Here is an 18,303-nt window from a genome sequence, read left to right as displayed (position 1 = left end):
TCAGACCCCGAATTCCGTCGGTGAGATGTTCAGGGCCGCGCAGGCCTCACGGATGGCGTACTGCTCGGACGCCTCGAAGGTGCCGTCGGCGCCGGCGATGACCATGCCGGTCTGGACGACCGCGCGTGCCTCGACGGGCTTCTTCGCCGCCTTGGCGATGTCCTGCAAAGCCCGCCCCTTGCCCACCTCGAAGTTGGCCACGAGCTGGTCCACGTGCTCGTTGAACCGCTTGCGGAGCTGGTCCGGCGGGAAGTTCTGCAGGACGTCGTTGGAGACGATCAGCTCCTCCACACGCTGCCGCTCCGCCGGGTCCACCCGCCCGTCGGCGGCCGCGACCAGCGCGCACATCGCCATGCTGGCGTCCCGGTAGGCGCCGCTCTTGAGCTCCGCCTTCGCCGAGGCGAGCTGGGACTTCAGCAGGCCCATCAGCTGGGCCCTGGAGCCGCCGGAGGACGAACCGCGCGCGGGGCCGCCGGCCGGTGCCGGTCCGGGGTTCCCGTGCTGTCCGCCTCCCGCCCGCGCGCCCTGGGACTGTTGCAGCGCCCTGGCCTGGTCCTTGACTCGGTCCCACATCGCCACTGGTTCCACCTCGGCTTCTGTCGCTGTCTTTCCGGTACCGGTCGTCAGTCCCGGATCCCACGGTCCGACCGGTCAACGGACGTGGTGGTGGCCACGTTCCCCGACAACAAAAGAAAGGTAAAAACATTTATGGCGGCCCGATGCCTCGGGTTCAGGCTTCGGCACGGTCCGCGGGGCCGGGGGCCACCGCACTCCCGTCGGGGTCGCCCGCCGCGGCGGTGCGCCGTTCGTACCGCAGCGCCGCACCGGTCGCGACCGCGCCGAGGCCCTCCCACACGCCGACACCGACGAACGCCCCGGGTGCCCGTCCGGTGAGCACGGCCACCGTGAACACCGTGCACGTCAGCAGCCGGAACGGCACCGTCCACCGGAAGAAGGCCCGCCAGTCGGCGAGCGCCGCCAGTATGTAGTACGCGCCCATGTTGAGCGCCGCCATCGAGGACGCCGTCACGAAGGCCGGCGTGAGGCCGCCACTGCCCCGCCCGCCCGGGGCCGCGAGGCCCAGCAGCGACAGCTGCGCGGCCGGCGCGATCAGGCCCACCGCGCCCAGGGCGGCGGCGAGCGCCCCGAAGACGGCCATGGTCCAGCCCGAGGCTGAGCGGGGAGTACGCATCCGGCGAGCGTAGTGGCCGGCGGGACCGCCACCGGGGTCGCGGTCCCGCCGGAGCCGGTCGGGAATCAGCCCACCATCCACTTCTGGTTCGCGGCACCCGTGCAGGTCCAGATCTGCAGCCGGGTGGCGTTGGCCGCGTTGTTGCCGGTCACGTCCAGGCACTTGTCGGCCTGGGGGTTGACGATGTCGCGGGCGCCGGTGACGACCCACCTCTGGGCCGCGGTGCCGTTGCAGTCCCACAACTGGACGGGGGTACCGTCCGCCGTGCCGCCCGAAGTGACGTCCAGGCACTTGCCGAGCGCCCGGATCGCGCCGTCCCCGCCCACCGACCACCGCTGGGCGGAGGTGCCGTTGCAGTCGTAGAGCTGCACCGGGGTGCCGTTGGCCGTGTCCGCCCCGGCGACGTCGACGCACTTGCCCGCCAGGCCGCGGATCGCGCCGCCGGCCGGCGCGTCACTCGTCGTCACCGACACGTGGTCGACCACGAGTTGCTGCGGGAAGACGGTCGAGCCGTCCGGGTCCCCGGGCCAGTAGCCGCCCACCGCCAGGTTGAGGATCAGGAAGTAGGGCTTGTTGAACACCCACTGCTTCCCGCCCAGGTCGGCGGGGGTCCGCCGCTGGTAGACGTTCCCGTCCACGGACCAGGTGATCGAGTCGGGCGCCCAGTCGACGGCGAAGGTGTGGAAGCCGTCCGCGAAGGCCTGGCCGCCGGGCAGTGTGTAACCGGCTCCGATGCCGCCCGCGCCGGAGTAACCGGGGCCGTGGAGGGTGCCGTGGACGGTGGAGGGCTCGAAGCCGACGTTCTCCATGATGTCGATCTCGCCCGAGTCCGGCCAGTTGACCGGCGTGCCCAGCATCCAGAAGGCGGGCCACATGCCCTGACCGCGCGGGACCTTCATCCGCGCCTCGACGTGCCCGTACTGCGCGGTGAACTTTCCGGAGGTGTTCAGTCGGGCCGAGGTGTACTGGCACGTGCCGTACCAGCACTGGTAGTTGGCCGGGTTCTCCTTGCGGGCGGTGATCACCAGGTGGCCCTGGCCGTCCAGGGCGGCGTTCTTGTTGCCGGACGTGTAGTACTGCCGCTCGTGGTTGTTGACGTTGTCGCCGGTCTCGATGTGCCACTTGGAGGAGTCGACGGCCGCCCCGGCGGGCCCGTCGAAGTGGTCCGAGAACGTCACGGCCGCGGGAGCCGCGGCAGCGGCGGTGGTGTCGTCCACCGGTTCCGCCCGGGCGGTCCCGACGGCGGCGGAGGCGACCAGGGCCGCGGACAGCGCGACCGTCAGCCATCTGCGAAGCGTGCGTGGAGAGGACATGGCTCTCCCTTCCGTGCGGCGGCCCGCGTCCACGGGCGCACCGACCGAGGGTGTGGGGGGGGCAAGTGCTTCGCTCCTTGATTTAAGGCATGAACCAGAAGGCGTCAACACTCTGGTACGGACCAATGATGCACAGGCACCCGTCCGCCGCCCGCAGACGCCTGCCGCCGCCCCCTTTGAGCACCAAGCAGAATGTTTCAGGCTTAGTTGTTACCCGTAGTGGTCCCCGAGCGCCTCACCGACGGACGAGGCGTACACCGTGGCGGAGGACCGGGCGCCGAGGACACGTGCCGCACGAGGGCGAACCGACGCGGTGGGCCGTGCTCGGCGAGGAACGGGGAAGCGGGCGGGAGACCTGACGGCGCCCTGCAGCCTCGCGGCGTCCGCCGTCGTTCCGGCCTCCATCACCTGACGGCCCGTCAGCCCGACACCACGTGGAGCAGGGCCGTCCCGTCCTCCCCCGTCGCCGCCCGGATGACGACGGCGTCGGGCCGGGCGGCGGGCGGCCGCCCGTCGCCCTTGCCGCCGCACGAGGTGCTGGAGCCGTGGGAACGCAGCACGGTGAGGCAGACCTGCCCCGGGCCTTCGACTCCGTTCCTGGACCGGCCGTTTCCGGACTTCAGTACGTACTCGATCCGGTCCGGGCCGACCTCGGTCACGGACAGGGTCGTGGTGCCGGCCGGCCCGTCGAAGCGGACGGTCACCGGCTCGGAGACCGCGATCTCGCAGTTCCCGTCCGAGCAGACGGCCGTGTCGTGCCCGTCCGCCGCCGGCACCGGCAGCTGCGTCGAGGCGGAACGGGGCTCCGGCGCCCGGTCGCCGTCCGGGGACGGTGCGCCCACTCCGCCCGAGCCGCCGCAGCCGGCCAGCGCGCCGACCGTCAGCACGGCGAGCGCCCGGAGCGCGACCGCCCCTCGCGTCCGCGTCGTTCCCGCCCGGTGTGCCGTCGCCTCCGTGCTCATGCTGTTCCCGCGCATCCCCGGGACTCTGCCCGGCTCCCGACGTCGCCGTTCGGCCTTCCCGTGCCGCGTCTCGCACACCTCGCGCGGCACGGGAGCGCACCCCGGCGGCCGGTTCAGGCCACGCGAGCGGCTCGCACCACGCGGGGGCGCTCCCGCGCCGAGCGTATCGGCGCGGGGGCCAGCCGGGGGGACGCGCTGACCCGGTATGTCGTCCGGTTCGGGTCCTCGACGGGGTCCCCGAGCTCGATCTTCCCGGCCGCGTGCAGCTCGTCGCAGTCCGGGGTGGGCAGGGCCGCGTAGCAGCCGCCCTGGCCGGTGGTGGAGTCGAGCGGACGCCAGTAGCTGTATCTGCGGCGGCCGTTCGCGTACACCGTGACGAAGGTGGGGGTACGCGGGTCGGCGATGATGCGCAGTACGTCGGCGTTGCCGGTACCGGCCGGGGTGAACGAACTCTCGGGGGCCGCCCGGAGCCCGGTGGTCACCCGTCCGGCACGCGGACGGTCCTGCATCTGGTTGATGGTGATGAGCATCGCTGGGCCTTTCCGGAGCCGGAACTCGAGACCGTCTACCCAGCACGGCGCCGGTGTTGATCTCTTTCACTGATCATTCTGCTCCCTGACACCGACATTAACCCGTCACCGGCCACTGAAGGTGCTGATTTCTGACCGCACTTGGCTGTTCTTCGCCGTTCACGGCCGGATCGGCCGGGCCGGTGCGCCTGCCGCGACCGGCCCGGCCGGTCCGTCTTCAGCCGGAAGCCTCGGACGAGAAGGTCATCATCAGCTTGTCCGGCTTGACGGTGACCACCGCCTGGGCGCTCGGTGCGGCGGAGGTGACGCCGATCCGGGGCCAGGTCTGGAGGATGGTGGCCAGGATGATCTGGAGTTCCGTCCAGGCGAAGTTCTCGCCGATGCACTTGCGGCGGCCGTCGCCGAACGCCAGGAAGGAGCCGCGGGTGGCCTGCGAGCGGTCGGGGGCCCAGCGGTCCGGGTCGAAGACGTCCGGGGCGGGGAACACCTCCGGGTCGTGCTGGTGCAGGTAGGGGCTCCAGACGACGTCGGCGCCCTCGGGGATGCGGTGCCCTCCGAGTTCGATGTCGCGGCTCGCGGTGCGCGTCACCATCCAGGCCGGTCCGTACTTCCGGATCGCCTCCTGGAGAACCCTCCGGGCGTGGACCAGCCGGTCCAGATCCTCGTGCCGCAGGGGACGGCCGGCGCACACGAGGGCGAGTTCGTCCCGGAGGAGCCGCTCGGTCCCGGGGTCCCGCGAGATCTCGTACAGGGCCCAGGCGAGGGTGGTCCCGGTGGTTTCGATCGCTCCGGTCAGCAGGGTGATGACCTCGTCCTGCAGCTGCCGGCGGCTGAGCGGGGTCTCGGCCGTGAGCAGGGCGGCGAACAGGCCCGCCTGCCGCGTCGGTGGTGCCGGCGCGTGCGGGCACTGCGCCGGTACCGCACCGGTCCCGTCCGTCCCCGGGTGCGCGGCCCGGTGGACGTGGTGGTCGATGGCCTGGTCGATCAGGGCCCGCAGGCGGGCGACGCGGGCGGCGTGGGCGCGGTTCGCGGGCAGCGGCAGTCCGGTGATCCAGGAGGGAAGGATCGTCTGCCGGATCGTTCCCTCCATGATCTCGGGCATCAGCGAGGTGAACTCGCTCTCCAGCCGGTCGGGCAGGTCCGTGCCGAAGAGGGCGACGAGGAACGCGGCGAGGGTGGTCGCGTTCATGTCGGCGTACACGTCCCGCGGCGCGCCCTGTGGCCACGCCTCGACCATGGCGCGCACCTGACGGATCATGGCGTCGCCGCGGTCGGCGATGTGCGACTTGTTGAACATGGGTTGTATCAGCCGGCGATTGCGCAGGTGTGCCTCGCCGTCGGCGATGGTGGCGAGGCCGTCGCCGAAGAAGAGGCGGAGAGCGTCGATGATCCTGCCGCCCTTCGGGAAGTGGGCGGCCTCGGTCACCAGGACTCGGCGGGTCAGCGCGGGATCGGTGACGACGTAGGCGGGGCTCGGACCTATGCGTATCCGGACGACGCTGCCGTACCGGCGCAGTGAGGTGATGAACGGAAGGGGGTCCCGGGCGAGCCGGTGGGCGTGACCGATCAGCGGCAGGCCGCCGGGAGCGGTCGGAGTCGGGGCGGACGGTCTCGTCGTGGCGCTCATCGAGCGGATCACTCCTTGTGGGGGGGCCGTCGAACGCCCCATGCATGCCCAAGATCGCGGAGAGGATGCTGCGGCAGGCCCCCTTCGGCGATCCCGTACGCGCCGTCGACCGGATGCGGGGTCGCGCATGTCGCGGGAACCTGGAGACATCGCCCGGTTCCGCCCCGGCGCGGCCGTGCGCCCCGGATTGCCCGCCATCGAGCCGAGGAAAGACGGAACCGCAATGCCGTACATCACCGTGGGACGCGAGAACTCCACCGACATCGAGCTCTACTACGAGGATCACGGGGCCGGACAGGCCGTGGTCCTCATCCATGGGTACCCCCTCGACGGCCGCTCCTGGGAGAAACAGTCCGCCGCGCTGCTCGACGCGGGGTACCGCGTGATCACCTACGACCGGCGCGGGTTCGGACAGTCGGGTCAGCCCACGACGGGATACGACTACGACACCTTCGCCTCCGATCTGAACATGGTCCTGGAGACCCTCGACGTCTCGGACACCGTGCTCGTCGGTTTCTCCATGGGCACCGGTGAAGTGGCCCGCTGTGTCAGCAGGTTCGGGACGGAGCGCGTCGCGAAGGCGGCCTTCCTCGCCTCGCTGGAGCCCTGCCTGCTGAAGAGCGACGACAACCCGGACGGCGCGGCGCCCCGCGAGTTCTTCGAGGGCATCTCCGCGGCGGTGAAGGCCGACCGGTACGCGTACTACACGTCGTTCTTCAAGGACTTCTACAACCTCGACGAGAACCTCGGCAGCCGCATCAGCCCGGAATCCGTCCGCAACAGCTGGCACACGGCGGCGTCCGGCGGACCCTTCGCCGCGGCGGCCGCGCCGATGACGTGGTTCACCGACTTCCGGGGGGACATCCCCGCCGTCGACGTGCCCGCCCTGATCCTGCACGGAACGGCGGACAACATCCTGCCCATCGACTCGACCGGACGCCCGTTCCACCGGGCGCTGCCGCACGCGGAGTACGTGGAGGTCGAGGACGCTCCGCACGGCCTGCTGTGGACGCACGCCGAGGACGTCAACCGGGCGCTTCTGTCCTTCCTCGCCGAGTGAGGTGAGCGGCCTTCAGGCCGCCGGCTCCAGTCGGACGCAGCAGTGGCCGGGTTCCGGCGCCAGGCGTGCCTCGAAGCCGGTGTCGCCGAGGCCGTCGAGGACACCGCGCAGCAGGTGGAGGTTCATCCCGCAGACCGTTCGGGTGTGCGCGCGGGCCAGCGTGTGGAAGGGGCAGTTGCCCAGGACGACGGCGTCGCCCTGGTGCCGCGGCTCGAAGCCGTACCGCTCCAGCAGGGGGAAGACCTCTTCATGGCTGTCGGCGCCCGCCTGCACGCCGCATTCCCGTGCCGTGCGGTACAGGACGTCACGCACCGGCTCCCCGGTGGCGCCGGACTCCTCCACGGCGTGGGCGAGGAGCTGCCCGGCGAGTTCGTAGCGCCGGTCCGGGAGGCTGACGGCGATCTGCTGCGCCGAGCGGCGGTAGAGCTTGGCCGGTCTGCCCGCGCCCGGGCCGGTGCGTCCGCTGCGCCGCGCGTAGACCACGTCGAGCAGGGACTCGTCGGCCAGCCGGTCCAGGTGGAAGGCCGCGGTCTGCCGGGCCAGGCCCAGGGCCGCGGCGGCATCGTCCCGGCCCACCGGTTCCGGCTCGCGCACCACGTAGTCGTAGAGCCTGCGGCGGGTGGGTTCGTCGAGGGCGGCGATGGCCGAGACGTCCTGGTCACGCACCTCGTCCGGCCGGCCCCGTACTTCGTCCGTGTCGTCCACGAACACCAGTGTAAAACCCACAGGCATTGACTGAAGAAGGAGACGGAGCTTCTATAGAAAGTGAAAGTTGTCGATAGAAGCTCGACGGGACGACAGAAGGAGGGGCCATGGCCGCCCCCAGTACCTCCAGCTCCAGCAGCACCTCGGCCGCACCTCGGCGGGCCGCCCTCGCCGACCCCGGCTACCAGGCCTTCGTGATCCTGCGCACCGGTTTCACCGTGGCCCCGATCCTGTTCGGCCTGGACAAGTTCGCCAACCTGCTCGTCGACTGGCCCGCCTACCTCGCGCCGTGGATCAACGACCTCGTCCCGGGCAGCGGTCAGTCGGCCATGTACGCCGTGGGGGTCGTCGAGATCGTGGCCGGCGTCGTGGTGGCGCTCGCGCCGCGCTTCGGAGGCTGGCTGGTCGCCGGCTGGCTGGCCGGGATCATCGTCAGCCTCCTCACCGTCCCCGGTTACTACGACATCGCCCTGCGCGACTTCGGCCTGCTCCTCGGCGCGGTCGCACTGGCCCGGCTCGCCCAGCGCTACCACGGCTCCCGGGTCTGAGGTCAGCACAGCACGCGCAGCGCTCCGGGCAGCACTCTGAGCGTCACGGGAAGAAGGGCGTCGACCTCGCCGTCCGCACCGTAGGGGACGTCGCGGTCGGCGACGACACGGATCTCCCGGCCCCGCTCCATCCGCACCTGGGGCCGGTGGACGTGGGCGCCCGTCCTCAGGTCGTTCATCAGGGCGAAGAACAGGCGCCGGGGCGCGTCCTCGATCATCACGACGTCCAGCAGCCCGTCGTCCACCCGGGCGTCGGGCGCGATGACGCGGCCGGAGCCGTAGTAGCCGGAGTTGGCGACCACCACGGTGTAGCCGGTGTGTGCGTGCTCCTCGCCGTCGATCGTGACCCGGTAGCGGGCCGGCCGCCAGGTGGCGGCCGCCCGCAGTCCGCCGGCGTAGTAGGAGGCGGCGCCCCGCAGCAGCCTACTGCGGTTGGCGTGGCGGTTGGCGAGCGCGTCCACTCCGGCGTACACGCTGCCGAGGACCACGGTGCGGTCGTGGACGGCCGATTCGACCTCGATGGTGTCGACGTGCCGCGGTTCGCCCTCCAGCAGTATCCGGGCCAGGGCCGCCGGTTCGGTGGGCAGTTCCAGGGCCCGCGCGAAGTCGTTGCCCCGGCCGGCCGGTACGAGGCCGAGCGTGGCACCGGTCCCGCTGAGGGCGCCGCCGATGCCTCCGGCGATGCCGTCCCCGCCGACGGCCAGCACCACCCGCCCCCGCCGCCCGGCGTCCCGGGCCAGTTCCTGCGCGTGGGCCAGACTGCGGCTGTACTCCGTGTGCAGTTCGGCCCCGGCCTCCCGGAGCCGTCGTGCGAGGGCGAGCAGCGCGGCCGCTCCGGTGGATCCGCCCGCGGTGGGGTTGACGACGGCGGTGAACTGTCGCATCGGGTTGCCTCCGGGCGGACCGACGGGATGGAGCGGGATGCCCCTCTGACGGATGACGGCGCTTCGGTTCAGTCGGCGGGCAGGAGGACGCCGGGGTTGAGCACTCCGGCCGGGTCCAGGCGCCGCTTGACCGCGCGCAGGGCGTCGGCCCCCAGCGGGCCGGCCTCGCGGACGTACCAGTCCCGGTGGTCGGTGCCGACACCGTGGTGGTGACTGATCGTGCCGCCGGCGGCGAGGATCGCCTCGTTCGCGGCGTGCTTGGCGCGCGTCCAGTGCGCCACCGGGTCGCCGTCGCCCTGTGCCGAGACCACGGTGAAGTACAGGGAGGCGCCGTTCTCGTAGACGTGGGAGATGTGGCACATCACCAGGGGCGGGGTGCCGGCCTCGGTGAGCGTGGTGGTGAGCGCGTCGCGGACCGCGGTGTACAGCCCGGGGATCCTGGACCAGAACGTCGCGGTCTCCAGCGTCTCGGCCAGGGCCCCGGCGTCGAGCAGCGAGTCGCGCAGGTAAGGAGCCGAGTAGCGGCCGTGGGCCCAGCGGCGGCCGGGCTCCTCCCCCAGCGGCGTTCCACCGCACGCGCGCAGGACGGCCGCGGCCTTCTCCCTGCGGTACGCGGTGTCCTCCTCCGTGCCCTCGTATCCGGCGACGGCCGTGCATCCGGCGGACTGCGGGGTGCCGGAGCCGATCGCGTCCGGCTGGGCGAGGCCGACCAGCGTCTCGGTCTCGTCGGACAGCCGCAGCACGGTGGGGCGCGGCCCGTCCTGGGCGAGGCGGCGCAGCGCGGCGGCGCCCTCCTCGAAGGAGTCGAACCGCCAGCCCTCGTAGAGGCGGGCCTGCGGGAGAGGCCGGATCCGGACGGTCACCGACGTGATGACGCCGAAGGCCCCCTCGGACCCCAGGACGAGCTGGCGCAGGTCGGGCCCGGCCGCCGAGCGCGGGGCCCGGCCGGTGTCGAGGGTGCCTTCGGGGGTGGCGAGAGTGAGGGAGAGCACCATCTCGTCGAAGCGGCCGTACCCGGCGGACGCCTGGCCGCTGGAGCGGGTCGCGGCGAAGCCGCCGAGGGTGGCCCACTCGTAGGACTGGGGGAAGTGGCCGAGGGTGAAGCCGTGTCCGGCGAGCAGCGCCTCGGCCTGCGGGGCGCGCAGGCCGGGTTGCAGGGTGGCGGTGCGGGAGACCGGGTCGAGGGCGAGCAGCGCGTCCATACGCCGCAGGTCCAGGGCGACGAAGGTGCCCTGCCGGCCGGGGGCGAGACCGCCGACCACGGAGGTGCCGCCGCCGAACGGCACCACGGGCAGGCGCTGTTCGGCACAGACGCGCAGGACGGCGAGCACCTCGTCGTGGCCGGCGGGGAACAGGACGGCCGCCGGGATGTCGGTGACGTCACCGTGCCGGATCCGCAGCAGGTCGGGGGTGGACTTGCCGCGCGTGTGCCGGATCCGTGTCTCGGGGTCGGTGCGCACCTGGTCCTCACCGCCCAGCGCCTCGACCAGCGCGCGGTGCGCGGCGGACGCCAACCGGGGCTCGGGCACGGCCACTTCCCCGAGGGCCACCGGCTCGGCCGCGCACGGCTCGACGCCGAGCAGATCGCGCAACAGCCCGATCACCGTGTCGGGCAGCGGCGTCGCCCGGGCCGGGTCGCCCCAGCCGCTCCACAGCATGTCCATGACTGTCGTCCTCACCGGTCGGTTCGAGCGTCGATAGGAGCGATGCCGTCGCCGACGGCCCCACTTGCCGTTACACTGTTACACATGACGCCTACTCGTCACAACCGTTCGGACAACGACGCCGTGCTCGACGCGGTGCGCGACTGCGTTCTGGCCGTCGGGGTCCGCCGCACCACACTGACCGACGTGGCCCGCCGCGCCGGGGTCTCCCGGATGACGCTGTACCGGCGATGGCCCGATGTGCGCTCGCTGGTCGGGGACCTCATGACCCGGGAATGGATCGCCGTGGCCGCCGGCGCGATCCCCGAGCGCTCTTCGGACGTCACCGGCCGGGAGCGCGTGGTCGGCGGACTGGTGGCGGGGGTGCGCGCCTTCGGCGGGCACCCGCTCTTCCGGAAGATCGTCGACGTGGATCCCGAACTGCTCCTGCCCTATGTGCTGGACCGTCGCGGAGCGAGCCAGGTGGCTCTGCTGGACATGCTGGCCGACACCGTGCGCGAGGGACACGCCGACGGGTCGGTGCGCACCGGTCATCCCGAACGGCAGGCGCGGTCGGTACTCCTGATCGTCCAGTCCTTCACCCTGTCCCTGCGCACCATGACCGACGAGGACGACCCCGACCTCACCTCCGAGGCGTTCCTCGCAGAACTGCGCGACATCCTGGAGAGGACCCTCACCCCATGAACGCCCTCACCGGACCGTCCTCCGTCTCGTCCCTGTCCGCCGGGCGCCGCATCCGCGAGCTGACCGAGACCGTGGGCGGCCCGGCCGTCGACGTGCTGGTCGTCGGTCTCGGTGCCACCGGCGCCGGGACCGCCCTGGACGCCGCGGCCCGCGGTCTGAGCGTGGTGGCCGTCGACGCCCGCGACCTGGCCTTCGGCACCTCCCGCTTCAGCAGCAAACTCATCCACGGCGGGCTGCGCTACCTCGCCTCCGCCCAGCTGGACGTCGCCCACGAGAGCGCGGTCGAACGCGGGGTGCTGATGCAGCGCACCGCCCCCCATCTGGTGCACGCCCAGCCCTTCGTCCTGCCCCTCACCCCCCTGGTCTCCCGCGGTCAGGCCGCCCTGGCCCGCGCCGGTTTCCGGGCCGGGGACGCCCTGCGGCTGGCCGCCCGCACCGCGCGGGCGACCCTGCCCGCACCGCGCCGGGTCTCGGTGACCGAGACCCGGCACCTGGCCCCCGCCGTACGGGGCGACGGACTGCGGGGCGGCCTGCTGTCGTGGGACGGCCGGCTCACCGACGACGCCCGTCTGGTGACCGCCCTCGCCCGCACCGCCGCCGCGCACGGGGCGCGCGTCCTCACCCGGCTCCGGGCCCTGGAGCTGACCGCCTCCGGCGCCCGGGTCCGCGACGAACTCACCGGCGAGGAGGGCGAGATCCGCGCCCGCGCGGTGATCAACGCGTCCGGCGTCTGGGCCGGCGGTCTCGTCGACGGCATCCGGATCCGCCCCTCACGCGGAACCCACCTCGTGCTGCGCCCGGACAGCCTCGGTCCGCTCCCGGCCGGCCTGCACATCCCGGTCCCCGGGGAGAGCAACCGCTTCGTCCTCGTGCTGCCCCAGGACGACGGCCGGGTCTACGTCGGGCTCACCGACGAACCCGTGGACGGCGGTGTCCCCGAGGTTCCCGAGGCACCCGAGACGGACATCGGCTTCCTCCTCGACGTCCTGTGCTCCGTCCTGGAGGTCCCGCTGCACCGGGACGACGTCGTCGGGGCCTTCGCCGGACTGCGCCCCCTGCTGGACACCGCGGCGGCCGGCGCCGGTACGGCGACGAGGACCGCCGACGTCTCACGACGGCACGCGGTCCTGACCTCGTCCGAGGGGGTCGTCACCGTCGTCGGCGGCAAGCTCACCACGTACCGGCGCATGGCCGAGGACGCGGTCGACACCGCCGTCCGCGTCCGCCGGCTGCCGGCCGGCCCGTCCCGCACCGCGTCCCTCCCGCTCGTGGGCGCCGCACCGCCGCACGTCCTCACCGCCCTGGCCGCACCCCGCCGCCTGGTGCGGCGCTACGGAACGGAGGCGCCGGCCGTCCACGCGCTCGGCGCGCGGGACGCCCGGCTGGGCGAGCCCGTGCTGTCCGGGCACCCGGTCACCGGGGCCGAACTGCTGTGGGCCCTGCGCCACGAGGGGGCGCTCGACGAGAGCGACCTGCTCGACCGCCGCACCCGCATCGGTCTCGTCCCCGCCGACCGTACGGCGGCGCTCCCCGCCGTACGCGAACTCCTGGACGGCGCCCTGCCGCAACGGAGTTGAGAAGTGCCCCGTCCCGGGCGGGCGGGGACCGCCGTCAATTCCGGTGGACGCCGACCTCGTGCAGGGAGTAACCCCAGCCGGTCCCCCGGTCCAGGAACCGGAGGCGGATGTGGCGGGCCGGCTCCGGGGGGAAGCGGGCTGTGTCGAGGCCGCCGTCCCCCGAGGCCGTGGACCAGACGGTCCGCCAGTCCGAGCCGTCGGCGGAGAGCTCGATGCGGTACGAAGTCCCGTACGCGCGCTCCCAGTCGAGCGTGACGCGTCCGACCTCCCGGGTGGCGCCGAGGTCGATCCGGAGCCACTGGTCGTCACTCCAGTCGCTGGCCCAGCGGGTGCCCCGGTCGCCGTCCACCGCCCGGCCGGGGGCGTAGCTGGTGAACGGGTTCCACTCGGCCGAACTGGCGGTCGCCGGGGCGCCCTCGGCGAGGTTGGCGTCCGCCCGGTGCCGCTCGGAGGCGCCCCAGGTGCCGAGGTAGGTCTCGGCGCCCCGGAAGAGGTCGTCCACCACGTCCTGGCCGCCGACACGCCGGATGTCCTCGATCCAGTCGGGGACGAGTCCGTGGTGCGCGGCTCCGTCGGTGTTCAGGTCCCAGGTGCGTTCGCCGGTTCTCTGCCGGTCGATGACGGACCCGCCGTCCACACTGCGGAAGGGATAGGTGACGGGGTGGGGCGCGTCGGCGCCGCGCGGCGGCGGCCAGCCTCCGACGCCGTTCATGTCGGTGCCGTAGCCGTAGCCCGCTCCGTACTCGTCGCGCACCGCCTCCGTGCGCCGCGCCTCCTCGACGAAGTCCTCGGAGCCGTGCATGTACTGGGCGACGAAGCCGCCGAGGCCGTAGACGCGCTCGGTCCAGTTCAGGTCCATCCAGCTGTGCGAGGAGAGCACGCCGGGGTACGACTCGGCCTCGAAGAGGTCGAGCACCCTGCCGGTGGCCTTGACGCTCATGTGGTCGATCTCGAGCATCATGTTGCGTTTCATCATGCCGCGCACCGCGTACTCGCCGAGGTCCGTGAGACCCCGTACATTGCACCGGGCGTCCTCGGCGTAGGCGGGGACCTCGACGCCCGCCGGCAGTTCCTTCTCGGCTCCGGGCGCGGCGGCCAGGCCGATGGGGTTGTCGCGCTGGGGCCCGCGCACTGCTCGGTCCGCCAGAAGGTGCCGGTCGACAGGAACTGTCCGACATTGATCGCGGTGCCGAGCGCGCCTTCGTCGAAGCGCACCCCGCACAGCGCGTTGTCGAACTTGTGGCACAGGAACATGCTGCGCACGCCGAGGTCGTACAACTCGTCCAGCCCGGCGTCGATGTCGGTCTTGTCGCACTGGGCGATGTCCAGGACCTGCTTGCAGCCGAACGGCTCGGAGGTCTCCACACCCAGGACGACCGCGAGCTTGCCCTGCTCGACGACCTGACGGGCCTGGGTGCTGTCGGTGACGATCCGGAACCAGCCCTTGCCCGTGCCGCCGTACATCCTGTCGATGTAGGCCTGCATGTCGTAGGTCAGCTTCGCCTGCAGCCGGATCGAGGTCATCTCGTCGCAGCCGCGGTCCTTGAAGAAGTACACGGAGCAGATCACGCCGTTGGTGACGAGGTCGTTCACCAGGACCCGCTGCCCGCCGCGCCAGGCCCGCTCGATCCAGGCGTAGTAGTTCTGCTGGTGGGTCAGCGAGTCGTGGGCCGGCCAGTCCTCGAAGGTGGGCCAGCCGACGGGGTCGTGCCTGCCGTCACCGCCGTTGGTGATGAAGTCGAAGATCGCGAGCGAGCCGTCGGGGTAGTGCTCGGGGCAGTCCCTGAGCGCGTCGGCGATCCCCTTCTCGGAGAAGGGCCGGCCGCAGATGAGCCGGCCGCCGAAGGCCTCGTTGGACATGATGTGGTTGTGCGCGTCGACGAACCCGCGGACCTCTCCGCGCGCGTCGGTACCGGTGAACGGCTCGCCGGTGACGCCGATCCCGGAGTCCGGCGCCGGCCGCGCGGTCGGCTCCCACCAGTCGCCGTCGGCCGCGGAACTGGGCGTGGGACCGAGGGACATCACGGTGAGCACGAGCAGAAGCAGTGTCACGAGGGCGACTTGGCGGCGTCCACCGCCGTACCGGCGTCGAGCGGTGATCACGGCCCACGTCCCTCCGTCAGCGGCACGGCCGGCCCACCGGGCGGCCCGGACCGATGACCCGGGCCCATCCGATTGTCATGACCGGTACAAGCTATGCGCCGAGCATGGCTACCGGCACGTAGGGAGTCAAGAGTCCGGGACGAACGGCGGTGCGGCGGACCCGGGATCCCGTCCCCCCGGGCGCCGTCGCGCCACAGCCGACCGTCGCCCGCACCCGCACCCGCACCCGGTACGGCGAACGCCCCCGCCGGTTACCGCTCGTTCCCGGATTCGTAGCGCAGCGAGATGGAGCGCAGGACGTCCGCGGAGGACACGTCCGTGCGGCCCGCGTCGTGCACTTCGGCGAGCTGCACGAAGGCGAAGGCCAGCGCGGAGGTGATGTGCACGATGGCGGGCCCCAGCTTCTCGGTGACGATCTCCGCCACCTCGCGGGCGTTCGCGTCGGCCGGCAACTGGATGTGCGGCAGCATCTCTTCGAGAAGCTTGGAGACGGCTCCGCTCCTCATCACCTCGGCGTCCGGGTTCTCTCGGAGTTGCCGCCGCATCTCGAGGGCCTCGGTGAGGATGCCGACACCCCGCTGCATGATCTCGCGCTGCTCCATGGGCACAGCCTAGGGGCTGGCCGGGCTCGGGGCGCTGACGGCTCAGACGCGTGCGCAGGCCGAGGTGCAGCGCTCCCGGGTCGAACTGGCCGTCGCGCCGCAGCGCGGCATGCTCCCCCGGAGTCTGCCCGTCGCCCCCGGCGTGCGCCTGGCCGTGCGCTACTCGCCCGCCTATCAGGGGCTCGATGTGGGCGGCGACTGGTACGACGCCTTCACGGTGCCCGACGGCCGCATCGGAGTGTCCATCGGAAACGTCCGGGGCACAACGTCGAGGCGGCCGCCTTCATGGGCCAGGTCCGGGTCGGGCTGCGGGCGCTGGCCTCCGTCACCGGTGAACCGGGCGAGCTGCTCGCCCGGACCAACGGTGTGCTGATGTCGCTGGGCTCTGGTCTCTTCGCCACCTGTACCTTCATGCGGCTCGCCCCGTCCAGCGGCGTGCTGGAGAGCGCTCGGGCCGGACATCTGCCGTGCGTGTGGGCCACGGCCGACGGCCGGTCGGGCGTGACGCAGGGACGGGGGCGGACCTCCCCTGGGCGTCCAGCCGGGGGCGGCCCATCCGGTCACCCGGTACCGGCTCGACGCGGGCGGTGTGTTCGTCATGGTCACGGGCGGGGTCGTGGAAGGCCCCTCGATGGGGCTCGACGAAGGACTGGACCACGTGGTCCGGCTCGCGGGGACCGCGGCCGTCGTGCAGAGGGACGCGGACGCGCTCGCCGCCGCCGTGATCAAGGGGGCGGCGCAGGTCGGCCACGAGGACGACGCCGCCGTCCTGGTGATCGGGCACGACGGCTTGGACCGGCGGCCCTGAAGCCCCTCACCTCGCAGACGGTGCGCGTCCGGCGTCCGATGGCTTCTGTGGTGGCCAGCCAGGATCTGCGCAAGCCGGTCGTCTGCACACTGGAGACACTGGCGGTCGCCGCCTGCTGTGACGCGGCGGGAGAACTGGGACCGACCCGGGAGCTGCGCATCCAGGGCACCGTGGTCTCACCCGTCCGGCCCGCCCACGGGGGTGGCCGTCGCCGCTCTGCTCGTCCTCGGACTGCGTTGCTGGCCGGGGATCGCCCTCGGTACCCTGGCCGTCATCCTGTCGCTCACCTCCCCGACCCTCCACTCGCTCGTCCTCCTCGCGGGCAACACGGCCGCGCCCGTGTGCGGGTACCTGCTGCTGCGCGGGGTGGGTTTCCGTAGCGACCTCGCACGTCTGCGGGACGGTGTGGCACTGGTGCTCCTCGGTGCCTTCGCCTCGATGCTGATCAGCTCGTCCACCGCCGCCGTCCTGTTCGTCGCCACCGGCGAGCTGCCGGTGTCCGGTTTCTGGGGGGGGTATGGCCGGCCTGGTGGGTGGGCGACGCCACGGGGGTGCCGATCATGACCCCGGTCCTGCTCGCGATCCACCACTTCCGCGGTCCGTTGCGCTGGTCGCGCTGGAAGGAGGCCGCGGGTCTGCTGGTCGTGACGGTCTGCCTGGTGCCCCTGGTCACCCGTATCGGCACCAGCATGCTGTTCCTCATCCATCCGCTGCTGATCTGGGCGGCGCTGCGGTTCCAGCTGATCGGCAGCTCGCTGTGCGCGCTGTTCGCCTCCGTCATGGCCACCGTCGCGGCCACCGATCGTGCCGGGCCCTTCCAGGGCCTGGCACGCGAGGAGGTGCTGATCGGTCTCCAGGCCTTCAACGGCACGGTGGCCCTGCCCTCCCTCCTCCTGTCCGCGGTGATCACCGAGCAGCTCGACACCAGACGTTCCGTGGAACGCGCGTGCCAGAAGCTGGTCGAGGTGCTGGAGCACCTCACCGCCGGCGAGAGCGCCCCCGGCCGGTCCCTCCTGGACAGGGGCGGAACGCAGCGGGCCGAGGTCGACCCGGACTGGGACGAACGCGGTACGGGCAAGTGGACCACGCGACGCGGCACGGGAGCGCGGAGCACGGGAAAGCGCGGCACCGGCTCCCCGGGGGCCGCGTTCACCTGCGCAGTGACCCGGCGTCCCCCATGACGATCACCGGGTGCTGCGCGGGGTCGAGCGCCTGCAGAAGCTGCCTCATGTGCGGTTCCTCCAGGCTCACACAGCCCTGGGTGGGCCCTTGGTGGTCCACGTGCAGCCAGATGCCGCCACCCCGGTCGGCGCCGAGCGGCCGGGTCCGGTCGAGCGGTGAGGTGCCCGGGACGCGGTTGTAGTCGATCGCGATGACGTAGTCGAAGGAGCCGGCGAGCGGCTCCCCCATGAAGCCCGTGCCGCTGATGGCGAACCCCGGTGACGCGTCGTACGGCAGCAGGGTGCCCGGGTCCGGCAGCAGGCCTCCCGCGTCGCTGAGGGTGAACACGCCGATCGGCGAACGGAGGTCGCCCACCCGGTGGTCGTCGGTCCAGCCGTTGAGGGCGTTGCGGGCGGGCCACGGAGTACCCGCCTTCCACCCCGAGGGGGTACGCCGGTACAGCACGGCCTCGGAGCGGTTCGCGTCCCTGCCCGCGCCGGTGACGACGACGGCCTGGCGGGTTTTCCCGGGGATCAGCGCCAGCGTCCGTGGGCCGAGAGCGCCGAGCGGGGCGGGTGACCCCGTCTCCGCGCCGGCATCGGACCTGCCCTGTGTGGTGCTCCCGGCGCCGGGGGCTCCGTGCTCCGGCGATCCGGTCTTCGGCGGTCCGGCCGCGTGCGGCGCGGCCACCGACGGCGTGGCTTCGGGCGTGGCGGCCGGGGAGGCGGCGGCCGTGGGTGCGGCGGCCGCCGGGGCCTCCCGCGCCGTGCTGCCGCTGATCGCTCCGCAACCGGTGAGGACCGCCGTCACCAGGAGCGCGACGGCCGACATCGGCAGCCGTCCACGCACCCGGACGAGGCCGGCGGACCGTCGGCCGCCCCGG

The 18,303-nt window shown here is 72.6% G+C and carries 17 protein-coding genes and 2 pseudogenes; 7 read left to right on the top strand and 12 right to left on the bottom strand.

Annotated elements, in window-relative coordinates; all coding sequences use genetic code 11:
- The 6 genes from PYS65_RS33390 to PYS65_RS33365 form a co-directional block, all read right to left on the bottom strand.
- Positions 1-579 carry a tellurite resistance TerB family protein gene (locus PYS65_RS33390; RefSeq protein ID WP_279337703.1) on the bottom strand — a complete coding sequence of 193 codons (579 nt, stop codon included), beginning with the start codon at positions 577-579 and terminating at the stop codon, positions 1-3.
- Positions 580-730: 151 nt separating this feature from the next.
- A complete protein-coding gene (locus tag PYS65_RS33385) occupies positions 731-1,192 on the bottom strand; it encodes a hypothetical protein (RefSeq protein ID WP_279337702.1) in 462 nt (153 codons plus the stop codon).
- A 65-nt stretch (positions 1,193-1,257) separates the two neighbouring features.
- Positions 1,258-2,505, bottom strand: a complete 1,248-nt coding sequence (locus PYS65_RS33380; protein ID WP_279337701.1) for a lectin — start codon at positions 2,503-2,505, stop codon at positions 1,258-1,260.
- Between the two features lie 419 nt (positions 2,506-2,924).
- Entirely contained in the window at positions 2,925-3,482 is a 558-nt protein-coding gene (locus PYS65_RS33375) for a hypothetical protein (protein WP_279337700.1), read from the bottom strand.
- Positions 3,483-3,580: 98 nt separating this feature from the next.
- Positions 3,581-3,997, bottom strand: a complete 417-nt coding sequence (locus tag PYS65_RS33370) for a hypothetical protein (RefSeq protein ID WP_279337699.1) — start codon at positions 3,995-3,997, stop codon at positions 3,581-3,583.
- A 217-nt stretch (positions 3,998-4,214) separates the two neighbouring features.
- Complete coding sequence (locus PYS65_RS33365) at positions 4,215-5,624, bottom strand: cytochrome P450 (RefSeq protein ID WP_279337698.1); 1,410 nt, start codon at positions 5,622-5,624, stop codon at positions 4,215-4,217.
- A 223-nt stretch (positions 5,625-5,847) separates the two neighbouring features.
- Here PYS65_RS33365 and PYS65_RS33360 point away from each other — a divergent pair, with 223 nt between their 5' ends.
- A complete protein-coding gene (locus PYS65_RS33360) occupies positions 5,848-6,684 on the top strand; it encodes an alpha/beta fold hydrolase (RefSeq protein WP_279337695.1) in 837 nt (278 codons plus the stop codon).
- A gap of 12 nt (positions 6,685-6,696) precedes the next feature.
- Here the strand turns inward: PYS65_RS33360 and PYS65_RS33355 are convergent, their stop codons facing one another.
- The gene (locus tag PYS65_RS33355; protein WP_387035366.1) at positions 6,697-7,395 is read right to left on the bottom strand and encodes a helix-turn-helix transcriptional regulator; all 699 of its coding nucleotides are present in this window, start codon (positions 7,393-7,395) and stop codon (positions 6,697-6,699) included.
- Positions 7,396-7,496: 101 nt separating this feature from the next.
- Here PYS65_RS33355 and PYS65_RS33350 point away from each other — a divergent pair, with 101 nt between their 5' ends.
- A complete protein-coding gene (locus PYS65_RS33350; protein WP_279337693.1) occupies positions 7,497-7,937 on the top strand; it encodes a hypothetical protein in 441 nt (146 codons plus the stop codon).
- 2 nt (positions 7,938-7,939) lie between these two features.
- On the opposite strand, the gene PYS65_RS33345 is transcribed toward PYS65_RS33350, so the two are convergent.
- The gene (locus PYS65_RS33345) at positions 7,940-8,821 is read right to left on the bottom strand and encodes a YegS/Rv2252/BmrU family lipid kinase (RefSeq protein WP_279337692.1); all 882 of its coding nucleotides are present in this window, start codon (positions 8,819-8,821) and stop codon (positions 7,940-7,942) included.
- A gap of 68 nt (positions 8,822-8,889) precedes the next feature.
- Positions 8,890-10,485, bottom strand: coding sequence for an FAD-binding oxidoreductase (locus PYS65_RS33340; protein ID WP_279337691.1), 1,596 nt, complete (start codon positions 10,483-10,485; stop codon positions 8,890-8,892).
- Between the two features lie 84 nt (positions 10,486-10,569).
- Here PYS65_RS33340 and PYS65_RS33335 point away from each other — a divergent pair, with 84 nt between their 5' ends.
- A complete protein-coding gene (locus PYS65_RS33335; protein WP_279337690.1) occupies positions 10,570-11,169 on the top strand; it encodes a TetR/AcrR family transcriptional regulator in 600 nt (199 codons plus the stop codon).
- Complete coding sequence (locus PYS65_RS33330; protein ID WP_279337689.1) at positions 11,166-12,746, top strand: glycerol-3-phosphate dehydrogenase/oxidase; 1,581 nt, start codon at positions 11,166-11,168, stop codon at positions 12,744-12,746. The genes PYS65_RS33335 and PYS65_RS33330 overlap by 4 nt, the downstream gene beginning before the upstream one ends.
- A 34-nt stretch (positions 12,747-12,780) precedes the next feature.
- Here the strand turns inward: PYS65_RS33330 and PYS65_RS33325 are convergent.
- Positions 12,781-14,768 (bottom strand): annotated as a pseudogene (locus PYS65_RS33325) (discoidin domain-containing protein).
- Positions 14,769-15,100: 332 nt separating this feature from the next.
- Complete coding sequence (locus PYS65_RS33320; protein ID WP_279337688.1) at positions 15,101-15,451, bottom strand: hypothetical protein; 351 nt, start codon at positions 15,449-15,451, stop codon at positions 15,101-15,103.
- Between the two features lie 16 nt (positions 15,452-15,467).
- Here PYS65_RS33320 and PYS65_RS33315 point away from each other — a divergent pair.
- The 3 genes and pseudogenes from PYS65_RS33315 (at position 15,468) to PYS65_RS34955 (ending at position 17,440) form a co-directional block, all read left to right on the top strand.
- A pseudogene (locus tag PYS65_RS33315) lies at positions 15,468-16,259 on the top strand (PP2C family protein-serine/threonine phosphatase).
- Positions 16,260-16,460: 201 nt separating this feature from the next.
- Positions 16,461-16,823 carry an MASE1 domain-containing protein gene (locus PYS65_RS34960; RefSeq protein ID WP_341483707.1) on the top strand — a complete coding sequence of 121 codons (363 nt, stop codon included), beginning with the start codon at positions 16,461-16,463 and terminating at the stop codon, positions 16,821-16,823.
- The gene (locus tag PYS65_RS34955) at positions 16,820-17,440 is read left to right on the top strand and encodes an MASE1 domain-containing protein (protein WP_341483706.1); all 621 of its coding nucleotides are present in this window, start codon (positions 16,820-16,822) and stop codon (positions 17,438-17,440) included. The genes PYS65_RS34960 and PYS65_RS34955 overlap by 4 nt, the downstream gene beginning before the upstream one ends.
- Here PYS65_RS34955 and PYS65_RS33305 read toward each other — a convergent pair.
- On the bottom strand, positions 17,409-18,251 hold the full coding sequence (locus PYS65_RS33305) for a hypothetical protein (protein ID WP_279337687.1): 843 nt from the start codon (positions 18,249-18,251) through the stop codon (positions 17,409-17,411). The genes PYS65_RS34955 and PYS65_RS33305 overlap by 32 nt on opposite strands.
- Between the last annotated feature and the right edge of the window lie 52 nt (positions 18,252-18,303).

Source organism: Streptomyces cathayae (assembly GCF_029760955.1).
In the GTDB taxonomy this organism is placed as follows: Bacteria; Actinomycetota; Actinomycetes; order Streptomycetales; family Streptomycetaceae; genus Streptomyces; species Streptomyces cathayae.
This window is presented reverse-complemented; position numbering and strand designations above follow the sequence as displayed.

What these genes read in the sequence shown, in the direction of transcription:
- PYS65_RS33335 (WP_279337690.1), top strand. Translation starts at nt 10,570, where the DNA reads ATGACGCCTACTCGTCACAACCGTTCGGACAACGACGCCGTGCTCGAC.
- PYS65_RS33380 (WP_279337701.1), bottom strand. Translation starts at nt 2,505, where the DNA reads ATGTCCTCTCCACGCACGCTTCGCAGATGGCTGACGGTCGCGCTGTCC.
- PYS65_RS33360 (WP_279337695.1), top strand. Translation starts at nt 5,848, where the DNA reads ATGCCGTACATCACCGTGGGACGCGAGAACTCCACCGACATCGAGCTC.
- PYS65_RS33365 (WP_279337698.1), bottom strand. Translation starts at nt 5,624, where the DNA reads ATGAGCGCCACGACGAGACCGTCCGCCCCGACTCCGACCGCTCCCGGC.
- PYS65_RS33330 (WP_279337689.1), top strand. Translation starts at nt 11,166, where the DNA reads ATGAACGCCCTCACCGGACCGTCCTCCGTCTCGTCCCTGTCCGCCGGG.
- PYS65_RS33320 (WP_279337688.1), bottom strand. Translation starts at nt 15,451, where the DNA reads ATGGAGCAGCGCGAGATCATGCAGCGGGGTGTCGGCATCCTCACCGAG.
- PYS65_RS33305 (WP_279337687.1), bottom strand. Translation starts at nt 18,251, where the DNA reads ATGTCGGCCGTCGCGCTCCTGGTGACGGCGGTCCTCACCGGTTGCGGA.
- PYS65_RS33385 (WP_279337702.1), bottom strand. Translation starts at nt 1,192, where the DNA reads ATGCGTACTCCCCGCTCAGCCTCGGGCTGGACCATGGCCGTCTTCGGG.
- PYS65_RS33370 (WP_279337699.1), bottom strand. Translation starts at nt 3,997, where the DNA reads ATGCTCATCACCATCAACCAGATGCAGGACCGTCCGCGTGCCGGACGG.
- PYS65_RS33350 (WP_279337693.1), top strand. Translation starts at nt 7,497, where the DNA reads ATGGCCGCCCCCAGTACCTCCAGCTCCAGCAGCACCTCGGCCGCACCT.
- PYS65_RS33340 (WP_279337691.1), bottom strand. Translation starts at nt 10,485, where the DNA reads ATGGACATGCTGTGGAGCGGCTGGGGCGACCCGGCCCGGGCGACGCCG.
- PYS65_RS33375 (WP_279337700.1), bottom strand. Translation starts at nt 3,482, where the DNA reads ATGCGCGGGAACAGCATGAGCACGGAGGCGACGGCACACCGGGCGGGA.
- PYS65_RS34955 (WP_341483706.1), top strand. Translation starts at nt 16,820, where the DNA reads ATGACCCCGGTCCTGCTCGCGATCCACCACTTCCGCGGTCCGTTGCGC.
- PYS65_RS33345 (WP_279337692.1), bottom strand. Translation starts at nt 8,821, where the DNA reads ATGCGACAGTTCACCGCCGTCGTCAACCCCACCGCGGGCGGATCCACC.